This is a genomic window from Paenibacillus sp. MT124, assembly GCF_058792755.1.
On the sequence record NZ_CM179500.1, the window covers coordinates 5,491,616 to 5,517,323 of the forward strand.

Below are 25,708 nucleotides of genomic sequence, written 5' to 3' on the forward strand. Positions count from 1 at the left end.
TGCGACTAAAACCTGCATATTTGGATAAGCCCTCGACCGATTAGTACTGGTCAGCTCCATGCATTACTGCACTTCCACCCCCAGCCTATCTACCTCGTCGTCTTCAAGGGGTCTTACATACTGGGAAATCTCATCTTGAGGGGGGCTTCACGCTTAGATGCTTTCAGCGCTTATCCCGTCCGTACATAGCTACCCAGCGGTGCTCCTGGCGGAACAACTGGTACACCAGCGGTACGTCCATCCCGGTCCTCTCGTACTAAGGACAGCTCCTCTCAAATTTCCTACGCCCACGACAGATAGGGACCGAACTGTCTCACGACGTTCTGAACCCAGCTCGCGTACCGCTTTAATGGGCGAACAGCCCAACCCTTGGGACCTACTTCAGCCCCAGGATGCGATGAGCCGACATCGAGGTGCCAAACCTCCCCGTCGATGTGGACTCTTGGGGGAGATAAGCCTGTTATCCCCAGGGTAGCTTTTATCCGTTGAGCGATGGCCCTTCCATGCGGTACCACCGGATCACTAAGCCCGACTTTCGTCCCTGCTCGACTTGTAGGTCTCGCAGTCAAGCTCCCTTATGCCTTTGCACTCTTCGAATGATTTCCAACCATTCTGAGGGAACCTTTGGGCGCCTCCGTTACTCTTTAGGAGGCGACCGCCCCAGTCAAACTGCCCACCTGACACTGTCCCCGTACCCGCTAAGGGCACCAGGTTAGAACCTAGATACGATCAGGGTGGTATCCCAACGGTGCCTCCACACAAGCTGGCGCTCATGCTTCAAAGGCTCCCACCTATCCTGTACAGATCGTACCCAAATTCAATATCAAGCTGCAGTAAAGCTCCATGGGGTCTTTCCGTCTTGTCGCGGGTAACCTGCATCTTCACAGGTATTAAAATTTCACCGGATCTCTCGTTGAGACAGCGCCCAAGTCGTTACGCCATTCGTGCGGGTCAGAATTTACCTGACAAGGAATTTCGCTACCTTAGGACCGTTATAGTTACGGCCGCCGTTTACTGGGGCTTCGGTTCACAGCTTCGGGATTACTCCCTAACCGCTCCCCTTAACCTTCCAGCACCGGGCAGGCGTCAGCCCGTATACTTCGCCTTACGGCTTCGCACAGACCTGTGTTTTTGCTAAACAGTCGCTTGGGCCTTTTCACTGCGGCCCCCTCGTGCTATTCACACTACCGGGGCACCCCTTCTCCCGAAGTTACGGGGTCATTTTGCCGAGTTCCTTAACGAGAGTTCTTCCGCGCGCCTTAGAATTCTCTTCTCGCCTACCTGTGTCGGTTTGCGGTACGGGCACCTTCATCTGGCTAGAGGCTTTTCTTGGCAGTGTGAGATCATGACCTTCGCTACTGTAATTTTCACTCCCCATCACAGCTCAGCCTTATGATGTGCGGATTTGCCTACACATCAGCCTCACTGCTTGGACAGACATCCATCCGTCTGCGTCACTACCCTACTGCGTCCCCCCATCGCTCGTAACGATTTACGGTGGTACAGGAATTTCGACCTGTTGTCCTTCGACTACGCCTTTCGGCCTCGCCTTAGGTCCCGACTTACCCTGAGCGGACGAGCCTTCCTCAGGAACCCTTAGGCTTTCGGCGGATCAGATTCTCACTGATCTTTTCGTTACTCATACCGGCATTCTCACTTGTATAATGTCCAGCGCTCCTTACGGTACACCTTCAACCCTTATACAACGCTCCCCTACCCCTGATGCAAGCATCAAGCCATAGCTTCGGTGGTGTGTTTAGCCCCGTTACATTTTCGGCGCAGAGTCACTCGACCAGTGAGCTATTACGCACTCTTTCAATGGTGGCTGCTTCTAAGCCAACATCCTGGTTGTCTGTGCAACTCCACATCCTTTCCCACTTAACACACACTTGGGGACCTTAGCTGATGGTCTGGGCTGTTTCCCTTTTGACAATGGATCTTAGCACTCACTGTCTGACTCCCGGAAGTAAGTCTATGGCATTCGGAGTTTGACTGAGCTTGGTAACCCTTGCGGGCCCCGCACCCAATCAGTGCTCTACCTCCACGACTCTGTTTTCCGAGGCTAGCCCTAAAGCTATTTCGGGGAGAACCAGCTATCTCCGAGTTCGATTGGAATTTCTCCGCTACCCCCACCTCATCCCCGCACTTTTCAACGTGCGTGGGTTCGGGCCTCCAGTGCGTGTTACCGCACCTTCACCCTGGACAGGGGTAGATCACCCGGTTTCGGGTCTACGTCCACGTACTAACTCGCCCTATTCAGACTCGCTTTCGCTGCGGCTCCGGCTCTTCACCTTAACCTTGCACGGGAACGTAACTCGCCGGTTCATTCTACAAAAGGCACGCCATCACCCCTAAAATGGGCTCTGACTTCTTGTAAGCACACGGTTTCAGGTTCTATTTCACTCCCCTTCCGGGGTGCTTTTCACCTTTCCCTCACGGTACTGCTTCACTATCGGTCGCTAGGAAGTATTTAGCCTTGGCAGATGGTCCTGCCGGATTCATACGGGGTTTCACGTGCCCCGCACTACTCGGGATCCGTCTCGGAGGGAACAGACTTTCAATTACAGGGCTTTTACCTTCTTTGGCGGGCCTTTCCAGACCTCTTCGTTTAACCGGTTCCTTTGTAACTCCATGTGAGACGTCCCACAACCCCAGAGAGCAAGCTCTCTGGTTTGGGCTGTTCCGCGTTCGCTCGCCGCTACTGACGGAATCACTATTGTTTTCTCTTCCTCAAGGTACTTAGATGTTTCAGTTCCCCTGGTATGCCTCTACACAACCTATGTATTCAGTTATGAGTAACTGGATATTACCCCAGCTGGGTTTCCCCATTCGGACATCCCCGGATCAAAGCTTGCTTACAGCTCCCCGAGGCAGTATCGTTGTTCGCCACGTCCTTCATCGGCTCCTAGCGCCTAGGCATCCTCCGTGTGCTCTTAGTAGCTTAACCAAATGCTCATAATGAGCAATGCAGTTATCACTAATATTTGAAACTTGTTCAACACAAGTTCAGCTAAAAGGAATGTTCTAATTCGCAATTTTCGTTTCGATATCTAGTTTTCAAAGAACAAGCTCCATGCAAAAGCAAGCTGCTTGAGAGTTTGAGCTCTCAAAACTGAGCAACGAGTGAGTAACTAGCCGACCTGGCTAGATTTTAGATTTGAATGTCTTCGTTACAGAAGACGATTCTCCATAGAAAGGAGGTGATCCAGCCGCACCTTCCGATACGGCTACCTTGTTACGACTTCACCCCAATCATCTATCCCACCTTCGGCGGCTGGCTCCTTACGGTTACCCCACCGACTTCGGGTGTTATAAACTCTCGTGGTGTGACGGGCGGTGTGTACAAGACCCGGGAACGTATTCACCGCGGCATGCTGATCCGCGATTACTAGCAATTCCGACTTCATGCAGGCGAGTTGCAGCCTGCAATCCGAACTGAGACCGGCTTTTTAGGATTCGTTCCACCTCGCGGCTTCACTGCCCGTTGTACCGGCCATTGTAGTACGTGTGTAGCCCAGGTCATAAGGGGCATGATGATTTGACGTCATCCCCACCTTCCTCCGGTTTGTCACCGGCAGTCACCTTAGAGTGCCCATCCGAAATGCTGGCAACTAAGATCAAGGGTTGCGCTCGTTGCGGGACTTAACCCAACATCTCACGACACGAGCTGACGACAACCATGCACCACCTGTCTCCTCTGTCCCGAAGGAAAGCCCTATCTCTAGGACGGTCAGAGGGATGTCAAGACCTGGTAAGGTTCTTCGCGTTGCTTCGAATTAAACCACATACTCCACTGCTTGTGCGGGTCCCCGTCAATTCCTTTGAGTTTCAGTCTTGCGACCGTACTCCCCAGGCGGAATGCTTAATGTGTTAACTTCGGCACCAAGGGTATCGAAACCCCTAACACCTAGCATTCATCGTTTACGGCGTGGACTACCAGGGTATCTAATCCTGTTTGCTCCCCACGCTTTCGCGCCTCAGCGTCAGTTACAGCCCAGAGAGTCGCCTTCGCCACTGGTGTTCCTCCACATCTCTACGCATTTCACCGCTACACGTGGAATTCCACTCTCCTCTTCTGCACTCAAGTCACCCAGTTTCCAGTGCGATCCGGGGTTGAGCCCCGGGATTAAACACCAGACTTAAATGACCGCCTGCGCGCGCTTTACGCCCAATAATTCCGGACAACGCTTGCCCCCTACGTATTACCGCGGCTGCTGGCACGTAGTTAGCCGGGGCTTTCTTCTCAGGTACCGTCACTCCTTGAGCAGTTACTCTCAAGGACGTTCTTCCCTGGCAACAGAGCTTTACGATCCGAAAACCTTCATCACTCACGCGGCATTGCTCCGTCAGGCTTTCGCCCATTGCGGAAGATTCCCTACTGCTGCCTCCCGTAGGAGTCTGGGCCGTGTCTCAGTCCCAGTGTGGCCGATCACCCTCTCAGGTCGGCTACGCATCGTCGCCTTGGTGAGCCGTTACCTCACCAACTAGCTAATGCGCCGCAGGCCCATCCTCAAGTGACAGATTGCTCCGTCTTTCCAGCTCCCTTCAGGCGAAAGAAGCAAGTATTCGGTATTAGCTACCGTTTCCGGTAGTTGTCCCAAGCTTGAGGGCAGGTTGCCTACGTGTTACTCACCCGTCCGCCGCTAACCATCAGAGAAGCAAGCTTCTCATCAAGTCCGCTCGACTTGCATGTATTAGGCATGCCGCCAGCGTTCGTCCTGAGCCAGGATCAAACTCTCCAATAAATTATTGAAAAGAGCGATTAGCTCATTTTGAATCTGACGAGATTAAAAATCTCATTTTCGCTTCGAAATCATACAGTCAGATGACTTGTACCGATTTCTCAGCATCGATCTTACAAGTAAGATCGTTACTCACTCGTTGTTCAGTTTTCAAAGATCAAACGTTGTTTATGATTCTTCTTTTTGCCAACCGCGTTTTCGGCGGCGACTTAAATAATGTATCACATTCAGTATCTTTTCGTCAAGAACTTTTTTTGATTCTTTTTTTCAAATCATTAAGTTCTCAACTTGTCCCTCACAAGTCTTTTTTCAAAAAGCCCGTTTGGGGAACGAAATATAATGTATCACATTCCATAAGTACGAGTCAACCTGTTTTTATTAATTTTTATTACAAACAAAAAAGGAAGGTTTCCCCTCCTTTTGCCAAACCAAATCATTGAACTATACGGCCTTGTTCAGGCTTCAATCCAATATCGTATCTCCCGCCCTTCGCCTCCTATTAAGGATGGCCAGCCGGCCGATTCCTTTACAATAGAACGAAGAACTAGTTTGCGTAGAATTAAAGGGAGATCTTCTCCTACAAATCTTAATTGAGGATGATGGACCAGTTCGTCCACGCTCCATGCTTCTTTTCGGCTTCTAATTACCCGCAGAAGCAATTCCGAGCAATCACCCATTTTGGACATGACCGAAAATTCACAGGCAAGAAGAACAAGTTCCACCCGCTGTTCCAACGTCTCCGAGCTTACCGTAAGCTCCTGATAGAGCTTCCAAAGTGCCCGATCCATACTCTGCACATGTGTCCAAACAGCATGGTCAGGGTATACTCCATGTTCTATCAATACAATCCTGGCCCAGTTACCCAAAGCCTCCAGTACACTGTAATAAGCATCAACTACGTGTCCTTCCTGAATGTGCCGCTTGGCCTCCACATACATCTTCAGAAAGCTTGCGAATTCATGCAGCAGCTTTTGTTCCCGCAGCTCCAATCCAAAGGCAGACAGCTCTTCCCTCAGTGCACTCAAGGCGCCTTCTGATTCCCATATGATCTCGCCCTCAATCAAGCATTGCATGAGATTGTTATTATCACCCGTAATTACACTGCTCTGCAGTTGATTACGCCCCGCATAGATGATTTGATAGCGCAAGTCCCCATAACGGTAATGACCAACGTCCGACATACTTTGATCCGTATCACAGACAATGAGAACAAGCAATTCGAAATCCTGAATCAGGGAGCCGTGGAATCGCTCACCCGGATGGGAATAAGCGATAGCCCCAACTGCCCCCGACTCTTCCGACTGTCCGGATAAAAAAGCTAGGTTCATTAATTCCACGATTCCCTCCATACATTTCATGGCAGTTAAACGCCAAGTCAGTTATAATGTAATTCTACATGCAGACTAAAGTTTCCTTCTTTTCCAGGTCCAATACTACTCATACGATAGGAGCATTTTTCATGATTTTTAAATCAGCTAAAATTAATGCTTTTCGCACTTGGGGATTGTTACTCACCATGCTAGGCATGGGGCTAATGGTACTGGGAACTGCCGGAATCGTGTTTTGGGGACATGCAGGCAAAGTGTTTGCAGCCGTGGGACTTGTCATCGGACTCGTTGCCATGATGGCTAGTCTGGCCATCTACTTCTGGGCTGGAATGTTGTCTACAAGCGCTGTTCAAGTGGATTGCCCTGAATGCGGTAAAATGACCAAAATGCTCGGCAAAACGGATCGTTGTATGTTCTGCCATACCATCCTCACTCTGGATCCTAATCAAGCGAACACAAACCGTCCTCATCTGAAAGCGCCTTCTCCATCTATTTCTGATACGGATCACCGTATTAGTCCAAAAGGCTAGTATCACTCATTCACTTCACATCTAAGATCAACGAGTAAACAACAAAAAAGGCCCGGTAACTAGACCGAGCCTTTTTTGCGTTTTTTCAAACAATGAATGGATTCGAATCATATAAAAAAGATAAGTTCAGTAACCTTTTATCTCTAACGACTTACCTGTTGCAACGTCTTCCATGCTGATGCGTTAGCAAAACTGCGATTCCAGGCAGCTACACCACCCAGTTTGAGTGATTCAATGAGTTCTACACGGGCCTGTAAAGAAACGGCATCTTCTATCCAGATTTTCTTGGTCGCCCCATCCTCAGTAAATTCCACATAATTCTGTCCACTTTGAGAGTCCAACGCAGGTTTGAGTTTCTTCTCTTTGATCAAATCAGCAACAGTATCCATTCCGACCGCTTTGGAAGATACTTTAATCTCTCCCTGTTCGTCTGCTTCCTCTGTCCAGATTCGCGTATACAGCGGAACAGACATAATCAATTTGTTAGAAGGCACTTCATCTTCTTCAAGAATTTTTCTCATAGAGGCCTCTGTCCAAGGCAGCGAAGCAACCGAACCGGCCTTTGGACTGGCAGCCCAGTGCTCATCGTACGCCATAACCATCATGTAATCGACAAAGGAACCGAGTGAACGTCGATCCAGAAAAGCAGACCACATTTCACTATTGGATTTTGGAGTTACATCAATGGAGAGCATGAGTCCGTGGATGCGTGCCATCGCTTTAATCTCACGAACAAATTGAGTAATATTGGGTCCATCATCGGTATATACGTTCTCGAAATCAATATTGATGCCATCCAATTGGTAGGTCTGCGCGTATTCCAGCATCTGTTCGATGATATGCGTGCGGGTCTCGTATGAGGCTATGGCCTCTTTTGTAATATCCGGGTCGAAACTGTTATCCATCAGTCCCCATACTTCCATACCGGAACGGTGAGCCCAGTTAACATACGCTTTATCGGCTTTGCTCTTCACATTGCCCTGGCCGTCCGTAATATGGAACCACGTTGGACTGACTACATTTACACCCGGCATCTTACCTATGGAACTGACGTCAGGCTGACGGTTATATACCGCCTCCCACACTAGATTTACCGTTTTACTCTGCCACTTCTTCTCAGCAGCCGTCAGAGTGAATTTAGGCTTGTCCAGCTCCTTTTTCTCTGTAAGGGAAACGTACTTATTATCCACATAACCGGCATAGCCGTTATCCAGCTGAACAAAACTCTGCTCATCACCTGTCTGCCATACCCGTACCCGGGCATTCTGTTCCATATCCGCAATAATCGGGGAAGACTCTCCTCCACGTTTGTACAAAGGAATGGTCTTATCCGCTTTGGATGACAAGGTATCAATCTCCGCATATTGAATGCTGTCTCCTCCACGCATCAATATAACTGCACCCGTAGATGTATCTTCCTGTACGGCAATCCCGTAAACTTCCTTCAAGGGTTTAAGAGGGATGTACGCCTCTCCTCCGATAACCTCAGGCTCAACTGACATTGGATAGTCCTTATGATTGAGCTCTGCCTTGGTGCTGCCTTCCTTCATATGAAGCACACGCTGCGGGGTCGCAATAATGATATCACCTGTGTCCGCTTCGTAACGTATGCCCGGATCAATCGCCTCCTGCAGCACCTTTACAGGAAGCTTAAGCTCCTCCCCAGTTCCCGAAGCTTCACCATCCATCAATTGACCATCCACAAAAACAGGCTGATTCATTCCGATCCAATCGGGGTCCTCGTGAACCTGGTTCAGCCAGACATTCGTTATAAACCAGTAAGCACCGCCTGCAATAAGACAAGCCCCCAAAAAACCAGGCCAGAACGAACGCTTCTTCTTCTGCCTTGTATATCTGCTTTTTCTACTCAAACGCCTACCTCCGTTAATCATGCTGAATCATGAAGATATCATTGCCGCGTGAAAATCATGCATGTAATCTTTGACTAAAAAAACAAAAAACGTGTAGAATCCAAACTGAATTCTGCACGTTAATATTGTAATTCATCTCTCTTAATCCCTGCAACTTTTACAAACACCATAAACTTCCAATCGGTGTCCGTGGACTTCAAATCCGGTACTTGATTCCGCCTGGAGCTCAACGCTTTTGAGCGAAGGATAACTGAAGTCTTCAATTTTACCGCATTTATCACAAATGACATGGTAATGATCCGTCACATTGGCATCGAAGCGGCTGGAGTTATCTCCGTATGTCAATTCCCGAACCATGCCGGCCTCCAGAAACATCTTCAGATTGTTATATACAGTCGCCACGCTCATACTGGGAAATTGGGGTTCAAGCGCACGGTAAATTTCATCGGCAGTCGGATGCCCCATGGATTCCATCAGATAATTCAATATGGCATGGCGCTGGGGTGTAATACGGACACCGGTCGTCTTCAGATGCTCCAACGCATGTTGGACACGTGTTGCCATAAAACCCACCGCCTTACCTTTCATTCTCCTGAAAAAACAAGATCCATTATCATCTTATCAATCAGAGTTGATTCTTGACAAAGAACAGGACGTTTAATCTTTCCTTCCATGTTACCTTGCCTTTTATTATTTTATTGTACGGCGATTGTAAGTTTATTGTCAACGCGGCAGTTACGGAACTTCAGAGGTACTATCCTGGGAATTCTCCCCGTTATCTTCGCTCTGCTCCAAATCGCCATCCATGTCTTCCGGATTTGAACTGTTCGTATCAGCCGAAGGCACATTCGGGTTGCGATTAATGGTAAGGTCGCTGTTCCCCTCAATTTTAACCGTGTATTCCCCTTCACCAAGCTGGCCTTCAATGGTTTTATTTTGCACTTTAAATGGCAGGTCAGTCTTCAGATCACCGTAACTGCTGGAGCCGCTCAAACTGTAATCTCCCTGATGAGGCAATAAAATGCTGATTGCACCAACAGCACTGTATACATCCCAATCCCCGCCTATTTTGGAGGAAATGATGCTAATGCTTCCATTTAGAGACTGAGCCCTGATACCGAGATTTGCGCTATCCAGCGTAATATTTCCGTTTCGTGTTTCAGCGGTAAATTCACCAATTGAATCCGTAATGCTTATGCTCCCCACCTGTGTGGTCAGATCTACATCTCCTGAAACTCCGCGGGCCTTCATATCTCCACGGTTGCTATCCAGATCAACATTCCCCATCGCATTGGCCACAATCACATCGCCATTTAACGTTTTGCCCGTAATGTCACCTACCGCATTCGTAATCCGGATACGTCCGTTCCCCGTTTCAGCCACAATAGTACTAATTGCCTCCGGCCTATTTAACAATATGGCTCCATTGGATGTGCGAATGTCCAGATTGAAACGCCGGTCATTTGGGATCGTAATCGTCATATTCATGCGAGGCTGTGTTTTATCGTTATCTCCATAAGTTTTGCCCGTTGCGGTAATATGAATAACCTTGGTGCCGTCCGTTTCAACAAACGATGCATCTGCAACAGCTTTTGCCTCTACCTCGGATGTCTTATCTACCCATACTACAGTGCGCACCTCTATCTCTTCCGTATCTCCGCGCTGTACCGAGATATCTCCATTAACCCCCTGCACGACAAGATCGGAAGTATCCATACCAACAGGCACACGAATCGTACCCTTGTCCTGCATGTACCCTGCCGCCTGGCTATAGTCCATGGAGGCTGCTCCCAGATTAAGGCTCACCCTGTTCCACAAGTGCATATAGTGGTCCTGTTCTGTCACAATAAATACCGCAGCCGTTAGCACAAGGGAAGCCAAAATGCCTTTGGCATCGGGTCTGAAGCGCATCTTCACTTTCTCATCCTGCAGCTCATCAGTTGATGTCCTTTTCTTGCTGCGCGTCCACAGGAACAACAGTATGTATTCCACACCCAATGCGATAAGCAGCAATGGCCACCAGTCGACCATATTATATACGTAGTCAGTTCCCCACCGTTTATCCAAAATCAACAGCACACCGACCGCTACGATTAAGGCGGCAGCCGTATAGCGACCGACCCGGACTTTACGGTTCATTATGTTCCCTCCTCAATTCTCCTAATCTAACCTTTTTTCTTGCGCAGCATGACCCAAATCTCACGGCCGAACAGGATCAGCCCTATAATAATGAGTACACCGGCAAAAACATATCCACCATACAGAGCGAGCATTTCCTGAAACCAGCGAGGTTTGCGGAAGAATAGCACCATCAGCCCGCCACCAACAATAAGCAGCAGCCCAAACGAAATGCCTCGCTCCCATGCCATAAAGGCCTCACCAACAGCACGCTCGTTCATTAGAGGCTTGTCCGTATTTCCATGAGTTGCAGCTCTGCGCCTCCGCATCATGACCCAATCCGCGGATTGCAGTACATCGAATACATTGTAAAAGTAGATCACCGGAATGAACAAAGCGAGCAAAATTAAAAGGGGCACATTAATCTGTATACCTATAGATGAAAAATACAAAAGCGCTGACAGGTCGAGTAATACAAGCAGCATGAACGTCAGACCTCTCATATACAGCCGCAAATAGATATGACCCAGGCCAGGAATGATCGCACTAAGCAATCCGGCAATAAATTTATGTGTCCGATTTCGGAGCGGCTTGGTTTTGGCCGTTTGTCTCCTTTTTCTAGACGGATGTTTACTTTTCATGACATGCTCCTTTCTTATGAAATAGCATTCCCGCTCTTCATTCATTTGGTTAGATAGTACCCTAAAGAGCCCGGAGAGTAACTGGAAGAAATATGGATATGGTTAAAAACCCTCCGGCACAACAGGCCTAAGGAGGGTTTCACGATTTATTCTATGGATACTTTGGTCACATGCTCCCACTGCCTTAGCTTAGTTACCAGCTGCACTGTATTAAGTTCATGTGGTACATGCACGTGGAGGACAATCTCAATCTTCCGTTCAACCGAAATGACCTCGGCAAAAGCCAGATCCTGCTCATTGACTGTAATTTTGCGTATTTTAATCTTCTCCTGCTCCATGAATGAAGACACCTGCTCCAGGAAGCCGGGTTCAGACAACGTATGCAGGGTGACGACATGCAGCTTGTTTCCTCGTATATACCTTAGCTCCAGCTTGTTGAACACCCACAGATTGAGCAGTACCAGAACCGTAGATACGATGGAGGCAAAAAAGAATCCCGCGCCTGCTGCCAGTCCAATGGCGGCTACAACCCAGATCGAAGCCGCGGTGGTAAGTCCTGTAATGGACTTTCCGGTAAACAGGATCGTACCCGCTCCCAGGAAGCCGACACCCGTAATAACCGCTGTTGCGAGACGGGCCGGATCAATCCGCACATTTAATTCATTGGCAAAATCCTTAAAACCATAAACAGACAACATCATGATCAGTGCAGACCCGAGACAGACCAGAATGTGGGTACGCAGACCAGCAGCATGATTGGAACGTTCACGCTCCAGACCTACAAGTCCTCCAAGCAGCATGGCTAGTAATAATCGCAATAAAATGTGCCACTCATCGATAAACCAAGGATTGCCCAAAACTGGTATTCCTCCTTCAAAAAATTCACATAATTAATGTTTATTCTTATGAAATGTCGTTAATTCCACACCTGGTGCAATCGGCGTAACCTCTACCGGTATGAAACCGAATTTGGTATATAAATTGACAGCCGGTTGGTTCAATGTACCTGTTGATACGATATACCGCGGAAGATCCGGGTACTGCTCGAACACATGTCTCATCAATGCGGCTGCAATTCCTTTGCGAAAATGCTCGGGGTGCACCATCATACGTGTGATCGTCAATGTGTCCTTCTCTTCCTCCGCCACTGCAACGGCACCCAGGATTTCTTCGTCATCATCCAGGCAGCCGTAAAAGGTCTCTCCACAGCTTTGCAGGGATTCTATCGTATCCATCAATGGCGGAATCTCCTGAAAACCGATCATTTCTGCTTCCATTCGGTAGGCTACATGCTGAAGCCGCCATAGCTGCCCCACCGTCTCCTGATCATTCAATGACAACAATTGAATCTTCATATCCGCTCCCTCTCCTTCATACGCAACTGAATTCGATTACACCTGTACATGATTATTTACCACATGTGTTTGCCTTATAAAAATAAGAAAAGAGGCTGTCACAGGGACGAGCCTCTTTCTGTCCGGCCTCACCGGCGGATGGATTAGCGGTTCAGTACATCTGCAAGCAGTTGATTAACCAGACCCGGATTAGCCTTGCCTTTACTTTCTTTCATAACCTGTCCTACCAGGAAGCCGATCGCTTTCTGTTTGCCTGCCTTGTAATCTTCCACGGATTGAGGGTTGTTCGCGACAACCTGCTCTACAATGGCAAGAATGGCACCTTCGTCACTGATTTGCACAAGACCTTTTTCCTCAACGATCTGCTGTGGAAGCTTGCCGCTCTCCAGCATTTCCTTAAAGACAGTTTTGGCGATTTTGCTGCTAATCGTGCCTTTCTCCAGCAATCCGATCATCTCACCCAGTCCCTGACCCGTCAGAGGCACCTGAGACAATTCCAGGTTGCTGTTGTTCAGATAACCAAGCAGGTCGCCCATAATCCAGTTGGATACGGCTTTGGCATCCTGCGTATATTTCAGGCTATCTTCAAAAAGATCAGCAACCGCTTTGGATGAGGTAATCACCTCTGCATCATAATTAGGCAATCCGTAATCAGCAGTATAACGTGCTTTGCGCTCGTCAGGGAGCTCCGGAATCGAAGCTTTGATTCGCTCCTTCCAGGCTGCATCGATATGCAGCTTCACCAGATCCGGATCCGGGAAGTAGCGATAGTCGTGCGCTTGCTCTTTGCCACGCATGGTCAGCGTTTTTCCTTGCGCTTCATCCCAGCGACGCGTCTCCTGAACCACTTCGCCGCCGTCATCCAAAATCTCAGCCTGACGGAATTGCTCATATTCCAAACCGCGCTGAACGCCACGGAAAGAGTTCATGTTTTTCAGTTCTGCTCTTGTTCCCAGCTTCTCCTGCCCATGCGGACGCAAACTGATGTTGGCGTCACAACGCAGGGAACCTTCTTCCATTTTCACATCCGACACATCGCAGTACTGCATGATCGCACGCAATTTTTCCAGATAAGCACGGGCTTCCTCCGGCGAAGAAATTTCCGGTTCGGATACAATCTCCACGAGAGGTGTACCCACACGGTTGAAGTCAACCAATGAAGCATAGCCGCCATCAACGTGAGTAAGCTTACCTGCATCTTCTTCCAGATGAAGACGGGTAATCCCGATTCGTTTCGTTTCTCCGTTTACTTCAATATCAATCCACCCGTTCTCACCAATCGGTTGATCGAATTGTGAGATCTGGTAGGCTTTTGGTGAATCCGGATAAAAATAGTTTTTACGATCGAATTTGCTGACATCAGCAATGGTACAGTTGAGGGCCATCGCTGCTTTCATGGCATAATCCACAGCCTGACGGTTCAGTACAGGCAAAACGCCCGGATGTCCGAGACAGACGGGACAAGTATGGGTGTTTGGTGGTGCTCCAAAGGCCGTAGAACAGCCGCAAAAGATTTTGGAGTTGGTATGCAACTCCACATGGACCTCAAGTCCAATGACCGTTTCATATTTAGATGCAGACATTTCAATATTCCTCCGTTCCGGGCAGTCTACAGCTGCGGACGCTGCTTGTGGAATTCTGTATTTTGTTCAAACGCATGCGCAACGCGCAGTACAGTCGTTTCATCAAAGGCTTTACCAATAATCTGCATGCCAACAGGCAATCCATCCGAGAAGCCGCATGGGATGCTCACTGCAGGTACGCCTGCCAGACTGACCGGAATGGTCAGGATGTCATTGAGATACATGGTGAGTGGATCATCCACCTGGGAACCCAGTTTAAATGCGGTTGTAGGCGCAGTTGGTCCAATAATGACATCATATTTGGCAAATACGTCATCGAAATCCTGTTTGATCAATGTACGTACTTTTTGAGCTTTCAGGTAGTAGGCATCATAGTAACCCGAGCTCAGCGCATACGTCCCAAGCATGATACGACGCTTCACTTCCGGACCAAAGCCTTGGCTGCGGGATTGGTGATACAGATCAAGCAGGTTGTCCGGGTTATCTGCACGTACGCCATAACGCACGCCGTCAAACCGAGCCAGATTGGAAGAAGCCTCAGAAGAAGCGAGCAAATAATACGTAGCCACCGCATATTCGGTATGCGGAAGGGATACCTCTTCCCAAGTGGCACCGAGTCCCTCCAGCACTTTCAAGGCAGAGAGAATGGTCTCTTTAACTTGCGGATCAACACCTTCTCCAATGTACTCCTTCGGTACGGCAATGCGCAGACCTTTGACATCACCTGTCAGTCCACTCAAGTAGTCCGGGATCTCCACTTTTGCAGATGTCGAATCTTTGGCATCATAACCGGCGATTGCTTGCAGCACATAAGCAGAATCTTCAACATTTTTCGTCAGAGGTCCAATCTGATCCAAAGAGGATGCAAATGCAACCAATCCAAAACGCGAAACGAGTCCATAAGTCGGCTTCATGCCGACAACGCCGCAATACGAAGCAGGCTGTCTAATGGAACCACCCGTGTCTGATCCAAGCGTGAAGTACGCTTCGCCTGCAGCTACTGCGGCCGCAGAACCACCACTGGAGCCACCTGGAACACGATCCAGCGCCCATGGGTTGCGCACAGGATAGAAGCTTGAATTTTCATTCGAACCGCCCATGGCGAATTCGTCCATGTTCAGTTTACCGATCGTCACCGTATCTGCAGCTCTCAGCTTTTCGACAACCGTTGCATCATACACCGGGTCGAAGTTGCGCAAAAACTGGCTGCCGCATGTCGTGCGCAGTCCGTTCGTAACGATGTTATCCTTAATACCTACCGGCAATCCAAAGAGCAAACCTTTCTCCTCGCCACTGACGAGCCGGTCATCTAGCTGTCGCGCACGGGAACGAGCCTGTTCCTCATTCAGCGCAAGATATGCCTTAACTTTGTCTTCACGTGCACTAATGTTCTGATATGCTTGGTCCACCAGGTCGCTGACCGACAATTCCTTGGCGTGCAGCTTGTTATGTAACTCAGGCAACGATTGTTCAAATAAACTCACGGTATTTCGTCCTCCTTCCGGTTATCCGTTATTCCATTACAGCAGGCACTTTAAACTGACCGTCTTCTTCTTCCGGTGCATTGCGCATCACCTGCTCGATTGGCAGGCTTTCCTTCGTTTCATCCTCACGCATCACATTGCTGACATGCAGAACGTGAGTCGTTGGCTCAATGTTCTCTGTATCCAGCTCATTCAGCTTCTCTGCATATTTTAAAATTGCGTTCAGCTGTCCTGTAAGCGTCTGTTCTTCTTCAGAAGTCAAATTGAGCCGGGCCAGCTTGGCCACATGCTGAACGTCATTATTCGAAATACTCATTTCCGGATGCCTCCTTCATTTCGTTCAACTTCCCGAAACTGCCTGAAACGAATCGCTCGTTTAACGGGCTAAAGTCCCAAGATAACTTTTTTCATTATAGGGGAGATGGTTCGACAATTCAATGCAAATGACCTGACTTGTCTAATAAGCAAAATAACCTCAATCCACGGAGCTCATGCAAATATCAAAAAAGAGCCGGCATCAGCCGACTCTCTAGATCTTAAATCCATGCACGCAGATTAACCTGCTTTATAAAATCCGCCTGTGACATAACATCGTTCGCGGTTTCCTCTTCCTCTTCCACAGCTTGAATATCTCCGTTCATCAGATGATGAAACAGTTTCTCGTTGTGTGTCGCAAGGGCGTAATCTATCAACGCTTCTCGCTCGACCCGCTCAGCTTCCTGCTTCAGCAGAACCTCTTCCAGATCGACGTCGCCGGATGGAACAAAAAAGTTCCGGTTCACCTGCGGCACTCGAAGCACGTAATCGAACGCATTGTCCGGATTCCGGTCATAAGCGATGATGTAACCATATTCCCCCACAGGAAGATTCTGCTCAAACGCATCCGCGACGATGACAACCTTTTCTCCTAATCGCAGCATCGTCTAACCTCCTGGTAGTCTATCTTTCATATTTATTTGTATAGTCTACTAGAAAAGAATTACGATGTCTACGATTACTAGAATTAAACAACATATTTGTGCAAAATCTTTTTTAATCACCAATTTATCATTCGCCCATTATAAGGTTAGGAACGTCTGCGACCTGATCGAATAACTACGAACCAATATACAATGAGTGGTGTCGGGAATCCGGTGATCCCCCATAATCCCCATAACCAGGGGAAACGCCCACGTTTACGTGCATCCTGAAAAATCCATGTCCCTTGCACGAACAATAGGATTGCGACCAATATCATCCAGATGGGAGAAATCTCATTCAACGAATAATGCATATTATTCATGAGAAGCCTCCTCCTTCCGATGTTTGCCTGCCCATATGATTGCTGCTGTCACTGCTGCTGCTACACCAACAGCCTGGATACCCACATAAAGAGCTGGAGCAGACAAGAACAGCAGCGCCCCAGAAGCAATGACCATCAGCCCGATTACCCAGAACAAAATCATCTCGATCAGATTCTTACGGCGATTGATTCGTCTTCGTTCTCTGACCTGCACTTCCAGCGAGGCCAATGAAGGTACACTCACTGGCTCATACGCGTCATCCAGCACTTTCATCTGCTGCTGCAGTCGTTCAAGGAGCTCTTGCTCATCTTGTTCATCCGTCCTGCTCATGCTTATCCCAACTCCTTTCTCAATTGACGAAGGCCATAGGCCGTTCGTGATTTCGCCGTTCCGGCTGGAATACCGAGCATTTCTCCAATCTCATCATAGCCATAGCCATAATAGTGCTTCAACAGTACAGCAACACGGTGTTCCGGCGTTAATCTGGTCATGGCATCCATAACATCCGTCCATTCTTCATTCCGGCTCTCAAACTGCCATCGGAATCGTCTGATGGCTTCACTTCGGATCATATCCAACCAGCCATTTTCTCTTTTCTTACGCCTTGTCTTGTCAATATAGATGCGTGTAGCAATGGTAATCATCCAGGATGAAAAGGCAGACGAACCGTCATAACGATGAATGTTTTCCATACATCGAATCATCGTATCCTGAACGGTTTCTTCAGCAGCGTTTGGATCCATCGTAACCTTGACCAAGTATTTGTACACGAAAGCATAATGACGTTGAAGCAGCGCCGCCAGCGCAGCATCATCTCCTGCTGCTGCCCTGCGGACCTCTTCCAGTTCGGCTGCTTCCATCTGGTTCTTCACCTCTGCTTCCCATTCATTCTTGTGTTAATACGACAGTCTCTGCATAAACGTTCAAATGAACTACAAAAAAATCTGAAGCCGACAATTTCCCGGGCAATCAGACTTCATTCCGGTATTCCTGCAGCTTGTCGAACCACGGCTGGTTGCGGGCTCCGCTGCTCAAAACTCGACTTCTCCATATATTTTGCTGCTGTTCCAAAGGTTCATTCATTGCCTTGCTTCTGTAGCTATGTAGTTGAGGACGATTCGTTGCTAATTCAAGCTTGCCCGTATCCATCATCACCCGGCGAGTCTCTTCCAGTGCTGAATACTTGGCACGGCGTTCAAAAGGTATAACGCGCTTTTTCTCCACTTCTTCACCCCGCTCTCTTGTTCCTCATGCTTCACCAATTAAATACTACGTTCTAAGGTTCCGTTCCATGTACTTGCTATTCAGATCCAAACCTGTCTGCATTACAATGACTTTTCTTATGTAAGTTGTATCTGGATGACTCTTCCCTTGCCAATATTGCTGAAAATAAAAAAAGAACGCAAACCGGGTATAGACCACAGTCTGCGTGCTTCGCAAGTTAGGGTACTGCTATTTAAAGCTTTAGTTAGATGATGCCTTAACGCTTGTAACAACTAATTGCTATTCTAATGAAAAAATTGTCACTTGTCCAGACTTTCTTCACTTAAATGTCGATCATCTTGCAGAAACGTAAGGATTATTCTGCTTCTCATAACCGATGGTTGTCTTAGGACCGTGACCTGGATATACCTTCACTTCATCCGCAAAGGTATACAGCTTGTTTTGAATCGAATCGATCAAGTCTCGTTCCCGTCCACCCGTCAGATCCGTTCTCCCTACGCCCATACGGAACAGAACGTCTCCTGCAAACAAATCATTACCACACAGCAGGCTTACGCTGCCTGGGGAATGTCCAGGTGTATGATATATCTTAAAAGTATGCCCAACAAACTGGAGGGTCTGCCCTTCATCCATCGCATATTCTGCAGGATCTGTCGAAAGAGGCGGTGAAGCCTGCGGCCAGTTCAACGATCCATTCAGTTTGGGAGAGGTGAGCCAGTCACTCTCCAGATCATGCAAATAGACTGGACAGCCCTTCAATTTGCGAATTTCGTCCACACCGCCCATATGATCAAAATGAGCATGTGTCAGTAAAATCGCTTCAATTTCCAGGTCTTGAATGGCTTTGAGCAGCGGACCCGGGTTCATGCCCGGATCAATGATAACGGCTTTCCCCGGATCTTCCCCTTGCAGCAGATATGCATTCGTCTGGAGCGGACCGAGTGTAAATGTACGAATGTTAAGCATCTTGGATTAGTAACCCGAAATCAGTTCACGCAGCTCACGAATAATGACTGCATGCGACTCCGTTCCTTCCCCATAGCGTTTACCGATTTCCTGACGTACTACAGCCATCTTCTCCTGATAATCAGCTGCATCACGATCTGGGTTCTCGCGTTTAAATTCAACCATGACTTCCTGTACATGCTGAGGGCGTGGTCCCCATTGGCCCAGCACATGTCCGCCTGTATCGGCAAAAATAACGATAGGTACGGAACGGCCGCCCATCGTAAGGAATTCATCCATCACTTCAGGATGATTTTCCATAATCAAAACTTCGGTTGGAATGCCCGAGATTTCCAGCGCCTGGAATACAACAGGTATGTTGCGAACAACATCCCCACACCAGTCAGCAGCCAAAATCAAAACACGCAGATCATCGCGGTGGTTCAAGCTCTCGAAAAACTCGCGATCCTCTTCGCTTGGCCATGTGAAGCTGTCATAGTTCTTTTGAAATTCGCTTTGGTTTTTGGTCATGCTCTCAATGAATTCCTTCGGCGGCAGACCCTTACCGAATTTGTGAGACAAGTTTGGTTTACCCATAACTAGACACTTCCTCTCTTTTTTCGAACATTCATCCATTTAATAAGTACATAAATAATCATAAGTGCGAGTGCAACGAGCAGAATCGGCATAATGTAAGGTGCTGCTTTTTCGTTAATATGTTCCCATTGGTCTCCGAGTACCATCCCTAAATATATAAACAATGCAGTCCAAGGTATAACAGCAAGTGTTGTCAGCAGAATGAATCTTCCTGTATGCATTTTAGATATGCCTGCAGGAATCGAGATGGCATGACGCACAACCGGAACAAAACGCGCCGTGAAAATGACACCTGTTCCATACTTGCGAAACCACTCCTCGGAATGGTCGATGTGTTTTTTCTGGATCAGTATGTATTTTCCGTAACGTTCCAGCACAGGTCTGCCGCCATAACGGCCAATCCAGTAAATAAAGAGCTGGGCTACTACACCGCCCACGGTACCGAATATCATTGCACCTAAGAAATTGATATTGCCCTGTGAAACGAGAAATCCTCCATATGCCAGTACAATTTCACTGGGGATGACTTCGAGCATTAATCCCAGCATAATTCCAAAGTATCCAAGGCTCTGAATCCATTCGAACAATTGACCGACAATGTTATGAATAACGTCCATCTCGACCCTCTTTCTTCATCCTGATTGGCGGTGCTCCGCAGCACCATGGATGTTAGTCCCTATTTTAGCACAGGGCTGCAGTTTGTTGCTACTTGATCGACCCGGGTTAGTGTCCTGCAAGTCATCCTTCGCATATGGTATCGGGAGAGGAGCGTGAGAGGATGTCACCCAAATCAACACCCGGTACTCCCCCGGTCAAACATAGCAACCCTAGCCAGAAGTTACCTTCCGCGAGAGGGATTCGCAGAGCTTGCAGTAAGGAGCTGTACCGGACAGCAAAACGGCTGAAGGTCTACATTTCTCCCGATCAGATGAAACAGGCGGAAGAACTCTATTATGGAAAAGTGATTGCCAATCTGCTCTGGATCGGTGAAAACCGGGACAATCGAAAGAAATTATGCGAGTGGTGGAACAATGACGTCAGTGCAGATATAGCCTCTCTATGGAATGTGGACATTGAACCCCTTCAGGCTGCATTTCAGCAGGCATTTGGCGGATATCGTCTGTAGAATACAGAGGATTCAGAGCATTTCCTACAGGAAGAAGCACGCACAGAAACAAGCAAATGTTCCTTGAGCAGACCCGCCATAATTCATGTTTAAGAGAAGCAAGAAGCAGGTGTTACCCAGGTGGTTTGTCGGTCTGTCTGGTCCATTCCTGAGGAACGGCAGTTGATGCAAGAATACGTAAATAAGTGATGTAAATGGCAGCATCGTCATCCAAGGTAAACTGGCGATCATTACGCGCCTTTCCTGAAGCCACTGTGGCACTCAACTGTTCGTAATGCTCATACATTCGCACCCCTGCAGCGGCAGTCTGCCTGGCTCGGTCCGTGTAACCGGCAGCCCATTCCTGACGTGATGCATGAATCATCCAGTACAAAGCTGCGGACTGAAAATGGGAATCATACCGATTCAATGTAACTGCTTGTTCAAAGTACTTGCCAGCCTGTGCTCCCTGCCCTGCTTGGGCTGCTCGTTTCCCCAGCTCCTGGTAGAGCCGCGGCTCTGCCGGGGAGTGGGACAAGCTGCTCATCAGCAGTTTCTCTGCATCATTGGCTGTAAGAGTACGTGAAAGAGAGATGGCAATCTCCGGCCGGTATGGATTTGCGTGAAATGCAGCTGCCAATTCTGCCCTATGCTGAATTAATTCTTGCGGCGCAGATTCAGCCAAACGATACTCTACTTCCGCCACGGCATTATGCCCCGCCAGCCAGACTGTCCCCCCAAGCCAAATCAGGATGGCCAGGGCAGTCAACCATGGTATTGTCCGCATTGTTGGCATAGCCTGATATGAAAGCCCTTTGGACAGAAGCGATGGTTGTACTGAGCGTTCGTTCGTAAAAACGGCTGGGTCCTCTCTCGCCTGGATTACGGCATGCTCGTCCGCAGTGGCTATACGCTGTTCATTTTTATATGCGTATGACCAAGCTCCCAGCCAGATAAACAGCATCCAGACCAATGTGAAGCTCCAGTCAAAATCCATAATCCCATGCAAAACAAAAACAAGCACGGAGGGCAGTAAGTGTGCTGCGTATTTCACGATATTACGAATGGTAAAAGCAAACCAGGCACCGATCATTATTAGGCCGATCAGGCCTGTATCAAGGGCAATGTCGATCAGGCCATTGTGGACCTCGCCTCCGACATACGGCGAGGATTGGATGGCGCGGAACATGCTGCGCCATGTATCTCCTCCGTGGCCAAGCCATGCGGCCTCGGACCAGAGCTCCAGGGCGTCCCGCCACATGCGGAGGCGGGACATCCCGGTGCCGACACCTGCCGCAAATCGTTCGGCCGTGGAGGCCACGGCCAGCATGGCGGCGGTGGTAACCGCCAGTGCCATGGCCGTTAAGGCAGCGGCGCGTGCCCTGGCGCTGCTGTGCCACAGGCGGCACAGCAGGAGCGTGCCGAGCAGCGCAGCTGCCCATGCCCCGGCCAGGGCCAGCAGGCCGGGCACGGGTGCAGGCGCCAGCTGGGCAGCAGCCAGCTGGCGGTACAGCCAGGCCGCGCTCGCCAGGGGCGCGGCTATGGCCAGCAGCAGCGGCAGGCGGTCTCCGCGCCGCTGCCAAGCGAAAGCGCTGGCGGCGGCGATGCCTGTCGCCAGCCAGGCACCGCGCGACTCGCTCAGCAGGAGCGCGGCTTGCGCGGGCATAAGCGGCAGCGCTGCCGCGATAAGGCGCCAGGCCGTCACGGGACGGGCCATGGCACGCGCGACTGCAGCCAGCCGCTCCAATGCGTACATGCCGACAACGGCGCCGTACGCATTGGGGTACTGCAGCAGTCCGCCGAGCCTCGCACCGGCGGAGCTGATCTCGGGGTCGGCGGTTCGCATGACCGCGAAAGGCAGCGGCAGCACGCCGCACACCGCAAGCAGGCCGCTGAACACAAGCAGGCTCCCTACAGCCTGCCATCCAACGGCGAACCATCGCACACCGTGAGCACACGAGGCCAGCATCCCTGCGAGCAGGGCAAAGATAGCCAGCAAACTCCACCGCAGCATTTCATCCATGCTGCCCTGTGTGCTTACAGAACCCAAACAGGCATGCAGGCCATAACAAACCATCATAATGATGGGCCAGATGATCCAGCCATTAAGATTCATATGCCAATATCTTATTTTCATTTCTTCATTACTGTGTATATCGTAACTTAAGCGATTTTTCAGTGCGTTATTTTTCTTACTCCGCAATATACGTAAAAGAAGGAGCATGATCGCTCCCGTGAGAATGCTCGCCGAAGCAAACAAAATGACCACGTACACATCGAAAGGAAAATATAGCCCCCGACCCAGACATGCAGCCAGCAACATGATCGTACCCATCACGCCCAATAGTATCGTTAATGCCGATGTATCCAACCCAAACGTCTTCGTCTTCGCTTGTTTAAACTCGCAACTCAAGTTCAGATTTCCTGCATCCGTAGCGGATATTGGCACAGCGCTACATACATTCATCTTTATTTCCGCTCGATTCTTACCCTTCTGATGCTCAACCATGTGATCGCTGTATCTCTGCTGCTGCAACTGCCTACCTCCTTCCCAACTTCTTTTATGGAACAAACAATGCAAATCTCCCATGCTGGATTTCATTCGCACTCGGCACGCTTGACATACAAAAAAGACAGAAGATCCTCATAGGGTCTCCTGTCTTATGTCTCACCGTCATCCTTTTCATTCATATAAAGCACAATCGTTTATTCGTTTCCATAACGGGACCCTCATACCAGTATGTCCATTCCTGGACATGGCAGACCACCTGCCGATTAGGATTAGCGCTTGCGAAATTTAGCAGTGGTCACAAGAGTCTGGGCTGGTTGTCGATTTCCCGTTTGAACGACCTGTATTATTTTCCGTTACATCGCCTTCTGCTGTTTCAATCGGATTGCTACCACCTGGCAGCAGGTCTGCACAAGCCCGTTCCAAGTACGGATCCGCATGTATGAAATCACGGAACTCTGTGTATTCCTTCCACATATCAGCCGTTTGACCCGCCTGTCCACGCACAGCACGAATCAGAATATTTTTGGGTGTATGCTCCATATCAATGAATTCCAGCAGTTGCGTTTTGTAACCCATCAGATCCAGAAGCTTCGCACGAATGGCATCTGTTGCCAGTGCGGAGAAGCGTTCCTTCAGAATACCGTGGGACAATAACGGATTCATTACCGTAGATTCGATCTGGTCAAACAGCTCATGCTGACAGCACGGTACGGACAGTATGACTGAAGCGCCCCAGCGAACAGCTTTCTCCAGTGCCGCATCTGTAGCCGTATCACAGGCATGCAGTGTCACGACCATATCCACTTCGTTCAGCTCGTCGTAGTCTGCAATATCACCAACCAGGAACTTCAGATCACCATAGTGAAGCCTCTGTGCAAGAGCGTTACAATGTTCAATGACATCCGCTTTCAGGTCAAGACCGATGATCTTCAGCGATCTGCGCTGTTGTACCGACAAGTAGTGATACAAGGCAAAGGTCAGATAGGACTTGCCGCAGCCAAAATCAACGATGGTAAGCGGACGTCCCTCAGGCAGATACGGAATGACATCCTGTACCATTTCAAGAAAACGATTGATCTGTCTGAACTTATCGTACTTGCGCGCCAATACCCGGCCCTCTTCATTCATAATGCCCAGTTCAACCAGGAACGAGACAGGGACTCCCTCTTCCAGCACGTATTGCTTCTTGCGGTTATGCGAGAGATCCACTGACGTCTTGGATGGAGATTTGGTCAGAATGGATACTTTATATTTTTTGCTGATCAAAATTTGATAATCTGCCTCTGTCGTACAGAGGAGCCCTTGACGAAACGTCTCTTCGCACAGCAAAGTCATGCGTTCTATCGCTTCAGCCGGAGTCAAATTCTCGTGCAGCACTTTGTTGTTATAATGAAATGCGAATTGATAATGCAGCTGATTCTTCAGCGTTACCGGCTTGACTTGCACTTTCGTATACGAGACATTGTCCCGTCTGCGCAGCTGGCTCCAGGTCGCTGTAATCAGCGAATTCTGCTCAAAGATGTCTTGTATAAGCTTTCGCAATGAATCCACGGGGTACATCTCACTTTCGATTTGGTTTGGTCAACCGTAACCATACCACAATTCCGGTGCCGCTCCAAGTGAAGACACCTAACAAGCCTTATTCATTTGTGTCCTGGTTTGTTCTCCGCTTATTGGATGAGTTCGGCTAGACCTTCCTCCACTTCCTGGCGTGGCAGGCCGCCCTGTTCCAGTTGCCCATCTTCAAGCTTGCTCAATCGTTCATAAAAGGCCTTCACATCTTCGCGATAATTCACGAGCTGCCCCTCGCCTACCCGCAGAACGCGGTACCAGCTGTTCTCGGCCAGATCATATCGCCCATGTTGTTCTTGATACAGCGCAAGCTGTTTCTCCGTACGGGCAGGAAGTTCGTATTCTTTCGTTTGTTCCAATATCGATTGCACGCGATCCGGTGCATCCAGCAGCTTCGGGTTGGCACCATGATTCAGGGCATACAGATAAAAGTGCAATGATTTCATTAACCGGATAAGTCCTTCATCCTCTGAATCCTGTTTCTCTTGATCATCGATGCCTTTCACTCTGGCCTTCTCTCCATAAATATAACCTTCCTCTTCGATCAGCCGCGCGGCTTGCTGCAGATTGTCCACTTCAATGACTCCGCGAAAACGAAACATTTCAATGACATCCTCTGCAGGGAGAGAATTCAGCAAAGACAAATTCATGCCAAACTGCCTGCGAAGCAGCTCGTCCAATTCTGAAAGTGCCTCCGTATGTTTCCGCTGTTGTCTGAGTGTAAATGCTTTGCCAATCGCCTCGGTCATTTCCTCCATCATGCGGAGCAGATAGTCTTTTCTGAACATCAAATATGCCCCCTCATTCGCTCATTCGGA

Annotated in this window: 23 protein-coding genes and 2 rRNA genes; 2 read left to right on the top strand and 23 right to left on the bottom strand. The window is 48.9% G+C overall.

What is annotated here, in order from left to right; translation table 11 throughout:
- Positions 1-20: 20 nt before the first annotated feature.
- From AC3RCI_RS24865 to AC3RCI_RS24875, 3 genes are all read right to left on the bottom strand, one after another.
- A 23S ribosomal RNA gene (locus AC3RCI_RS24865) occupies positions 21-2,947 on the bottom strand.
- Between the two features lie 246 nt (positions 2,948-3,193).
- Positions 3,194-4,745, bottom strand: a 16S ribosomal RNA gene (locus AC3RCI_RS24870).
- Together the 16S and 23S rRNA genes form the textbook arrangement of a ribosomal RNA operon.
- 452 nt (positions 4,746-5,197) lie before the next feature.
- Complete coding sequence (locus AC3RCI_RS24875) at positions 5,198-6,070, bottom strand: nucleotidyltransferase-like protein (RefSeq protein ID WP_492530003.1); 873 nt, start codon at positions 6,068-6,070, stop codon at positions 5,198-5,200.
- A 131-nt stretch (positions 6,071-6,201) separates the two neighbouring features.
- Here AC3RCI_RS24875 and AC3RCI_RS24880 point away from each other — a divergent pair, with 131 nt between their 5' ends.
- Complete coding sequence (locus AC3RCI_RS24880; RefSeq protein WP_095292538.1) at positions 6,202-6,600, top strand: DUF2614 family zinc ribbon-containing protein; 399 nt, start codon at positions 6,202-6,204, stop codon at positions 6,598-6,600.
- Positions 6,601-6,743: 143 nt separating this feature from the next.
- On the opposite strand, the gene AC3RCI_RS24885 is transcribed toward AC3RCI_RS24880, so the two are convergent.
- From AC3RCI_RS24885 to uptA, 17 genes are all read right to left on the bottom strand, one after another.
- On the bottom strand, positions 6,744-8,492 hold the full coding sequence (locus tag AC3RCI_RS24885; protein WP_492526810.1) for a glycosyl hydrolase family 18 protein: 1,749 nt from the start codon (positions 8,490-8,492) through the stop codon (positions 6,744-6,746).
- A 120-nt stretch (positions 8,493-8,612) separates the two neighbouring features.
- The gene (gene perR, locus AC3RCI_RS24890; RefSeq protein WP_024631328.1) at positions 8,613-9,035 is read right to left on the bottom strand and encodes a peroxide-responsive transcriptional repressor PerR; all 423 of its coding nucleotides are present in this window, start codon (positions 9,033-9,035) and stop codon (positions 8,613-8,615) included.
- A gap of 171 nt (positions 9,036-9,206) precedes the next feature.
- A complete protein-coding gene (locus tag AC3RCI_RS24895) occupies positions 9,207-10,610 on the bottom strand; it encodes a DUF4097 family beta strand repeat-containing protein (RefSeq protein WP_492526812.1) in 1,404 nt (467 codons plus the stop codon).
- Between the two features lie 26 nt (positions 10,611-10,636).
- Entirely contained in the window at positions 10,637-11,230 is a 594-nt protein-coding gene (locus tag AC3RCI_RS24900) for a hypothetical protein (protein WP_492526814.1), read from the bottom strand.
- A 146-nt stretch (positions 11,231-11,376) separates the two neighbouring features.
- Complete coding sequence (locus AC3RCI_RS24905) at positions 11,377-12,087, bottom strand: MgtC/SapB family protein (RefSeq protein ID WP_127539905.1); 711 nt, start codon at positions 12,085-12,087, stop codon at positions 11,377-11,379.
- A gap of 33 nt (positions 12,088-12,120) precedes the next feature.
- Entirely contained in the window at positions 12,121-12,585 is a 465-nt protein-coding gene (locus tag AC3RCI_RS24910; protein WP_154896730.1) for a GNAT family N-acetyltransferase, read from the bottom strand.
- A gap of 143 nt (positions 12,586-12,728) precedes the next feature.
- The gene (gene gatB / locus AC3RCI_RS24915; RefSeq protein WP_095292521.1) at positions 12,729-14,168 is read right to left on the bottom strand and encodes an Asp-tRNA(Asn)/Glu-tRNA(Gln) amidotransferase subunit GatB; all 1,440 of its coding nucleotides are present in this window, start codon (positions 14,166-14,168) and stop codon (positions 12,729-12,731) included.
- Positions 14,169-14,194: 26 nt separating this feature from the next.
- Positions 14,195-15,652 carry an Asp-tRNA(Asn)/Glu-tRNA(Gln) amidotransferase subunit GatA gene (gatA, locus tag AC3RCI_RS24920; protein WP_492526816.1) on the bottom strand — a complete coding sequence of 486 codons (1,458 nt, stop codon included), beginning with the start codon at positions 15,650-15,652 and terminating at the stop codon, positions 14,195-14,197.
- A 28-nt stretch (positions 15,653-15,680) separates the two neighbouring features.
- A complete protein-coding gene (gene gatC / locus AC3RCI_RS24925; protein ID WP_095292515.1) occupies positions 15,681-15,968 on the bottom strand; it encodes an Asp-tRNA(Asn)/Glu-tRNA(Gln) amidotransferase subunit GatC in 288 nt (95 codons plus the stop codon).
- 220 nt (positions 15,969-16,188) lie between these two features.
- Positions 16,189-16,572: an ATPase gene (locus AC3RCI_RS24930; RefSeq protein ID WP_095292512.1), complete on the bottom strand. Its 384-nt coding sequence runs from the start codon at positions 16,570-16,572 to the stop codon at positions 16,189-16,191.
- A 146-nt stretch (positions 16,573-16,718) separates the two neighbouring features.
- Positions 16,719-16,934 (bottom strand): hypothetical protein, encoded by a 216-nt coding sequence (locus tag AC3RCI_RS24935; RefSeq protein WP_492526818.1) that lies wholly within the window; start codon positions 16,932-16,934, stop codon positions 16,719-16,721.
- The gene (locus AC3RCI_RS24940; protein ID WP_492526820.1) at positions 16,927-17,265 is read right to left on the bottom strand and encodes a DUF5345 family protein; all 339 of its coding nucleotides are present in this window, start codon (positions 17,263-17,265) and stop codon (positions 16,927-16,929) included. The genes AC3RCI_RS24935 and AC3RCI_RS24940 overlap by 8 nt, the downstream gene beginning before the upstream one ends.
- A 2-nt stretch (positions 17,266-17,267) precedes the next feature.
- A complete protein-coding gene (gene sigY, locus AC3RCI_RS24945) occupies positions 17,268-17,807 on the bottom strand; it encodes an RNA polymerase sigma factor SigY (RefSeq protein ID WP_354481562.1) in 540 nt (179 codons plus the stop codon).
- A 97-nt stretch (positions 17,808-17,904) separates the two neighbouring features.
- Entirely contained in the window at positions 17,905-18,159 is a 255-nt protein-coding gene (locus AC3RCI_RS24950) for a hypothetical protein (protein WP_492526822.1), read from the bottom strand.
- A 333-nt stretch (positions 18,160-18,492) separates the two neighbouring features.
- The gene (locus tag AC3RCI_RS24955) at positions 18,493-19,125 is read right to left on the bottom strand and encodes an MBL fold metallo-hydrolase (RefSeq protein ID WP_336783982.1); all 633 of its coding nucleotides are present in this window, start codon (positions 19,123-19,125) and stop codon (positions 18,493-18,495) included.
- 6 nt (positions 19,126-19,131) lie between these two features.
- A complete protein-coding gene (locus AC3RCI_RS24960; RefSeq protein ID WP_095292497.1) occupies positions 19,132-19,701 on the bottom strand; it encodes a thioredoxin family protein in 570 nt (189 codons plus the stop codon).
- Positions 19,702-19,703: 2 nt separating this feature from the next.
- Complete coding sequence (gene uptA, locus AC3RCI_RS24965; protein WP_153979936.1) at positions 19,704-20,318, bottom strand: undecaprenyl phosphate transporter UptA; 615 nt, start codon at positions 20,316-20,318, stop codon at positions 19,704-19,706.
- 161 nt (positions 20,319-20,479) lie between these two features.
- Here uptA and AC3RCI_RS24970 point away from each other — a divergent pair, with 161 nt between their 5' ends.
- Complete coding sequence (locus AC3RCI_RS24970; RefSeq protein ID WP_095292492.1) at positions 20,480-20,827, top strand: dehydrogenase; 348 nt, start codon at positions 20,480-20,482, stop codon at positions 20,825-20,827.
- Between the two features lie 112 nt (positions 20,828-20,939).
- Here AC3RCI_RS24970 and AC3RCI_RS24975 read toward each other — a convergent pair whose 3' ends face one another.
- The 3 genes from AC3RCI_RS24975 to AC3RCI_RS24985 form a co-directional block, all read right to left on the bottom strand.
- Positions 20,940-23,342 (bottom strand): O-antigen ligase family protein, encoded by a 2,403-nt coding sequence (locus AC3RCI_RS24975; RefSeq protein WP_492526824.1) that lies wholly within the window; start codon positions 23,340-23,342, stop codon positions 20,940-20,942.
- Positions 23,343-23,603: 261 nt separating this feature from the next.
- Positions 23,604-24,878, bottom strand: coding sequence for a class I SAM-dependent methyltransferase (locus tag AC3RCI_RS24980; protein WP_336783979.1), 1,275 nt, complete (start codon positions 24,876-24,878; stop codon positions 23,604-23,606).
- 110 nt (positions 24,879-24,988) lie between these two features.
- Entirely contained in the window at positions 24,989-25,678 is a 690-nt protein-coding gene (locus AC3RCI_RS24985) for a DUF6483 family protein (RefSeq protein ID WP_336783978.1), read from the bottom strand.
- Between the last annotated feature and the right edge of the window lie 30 nt (positions 25,679-25,708).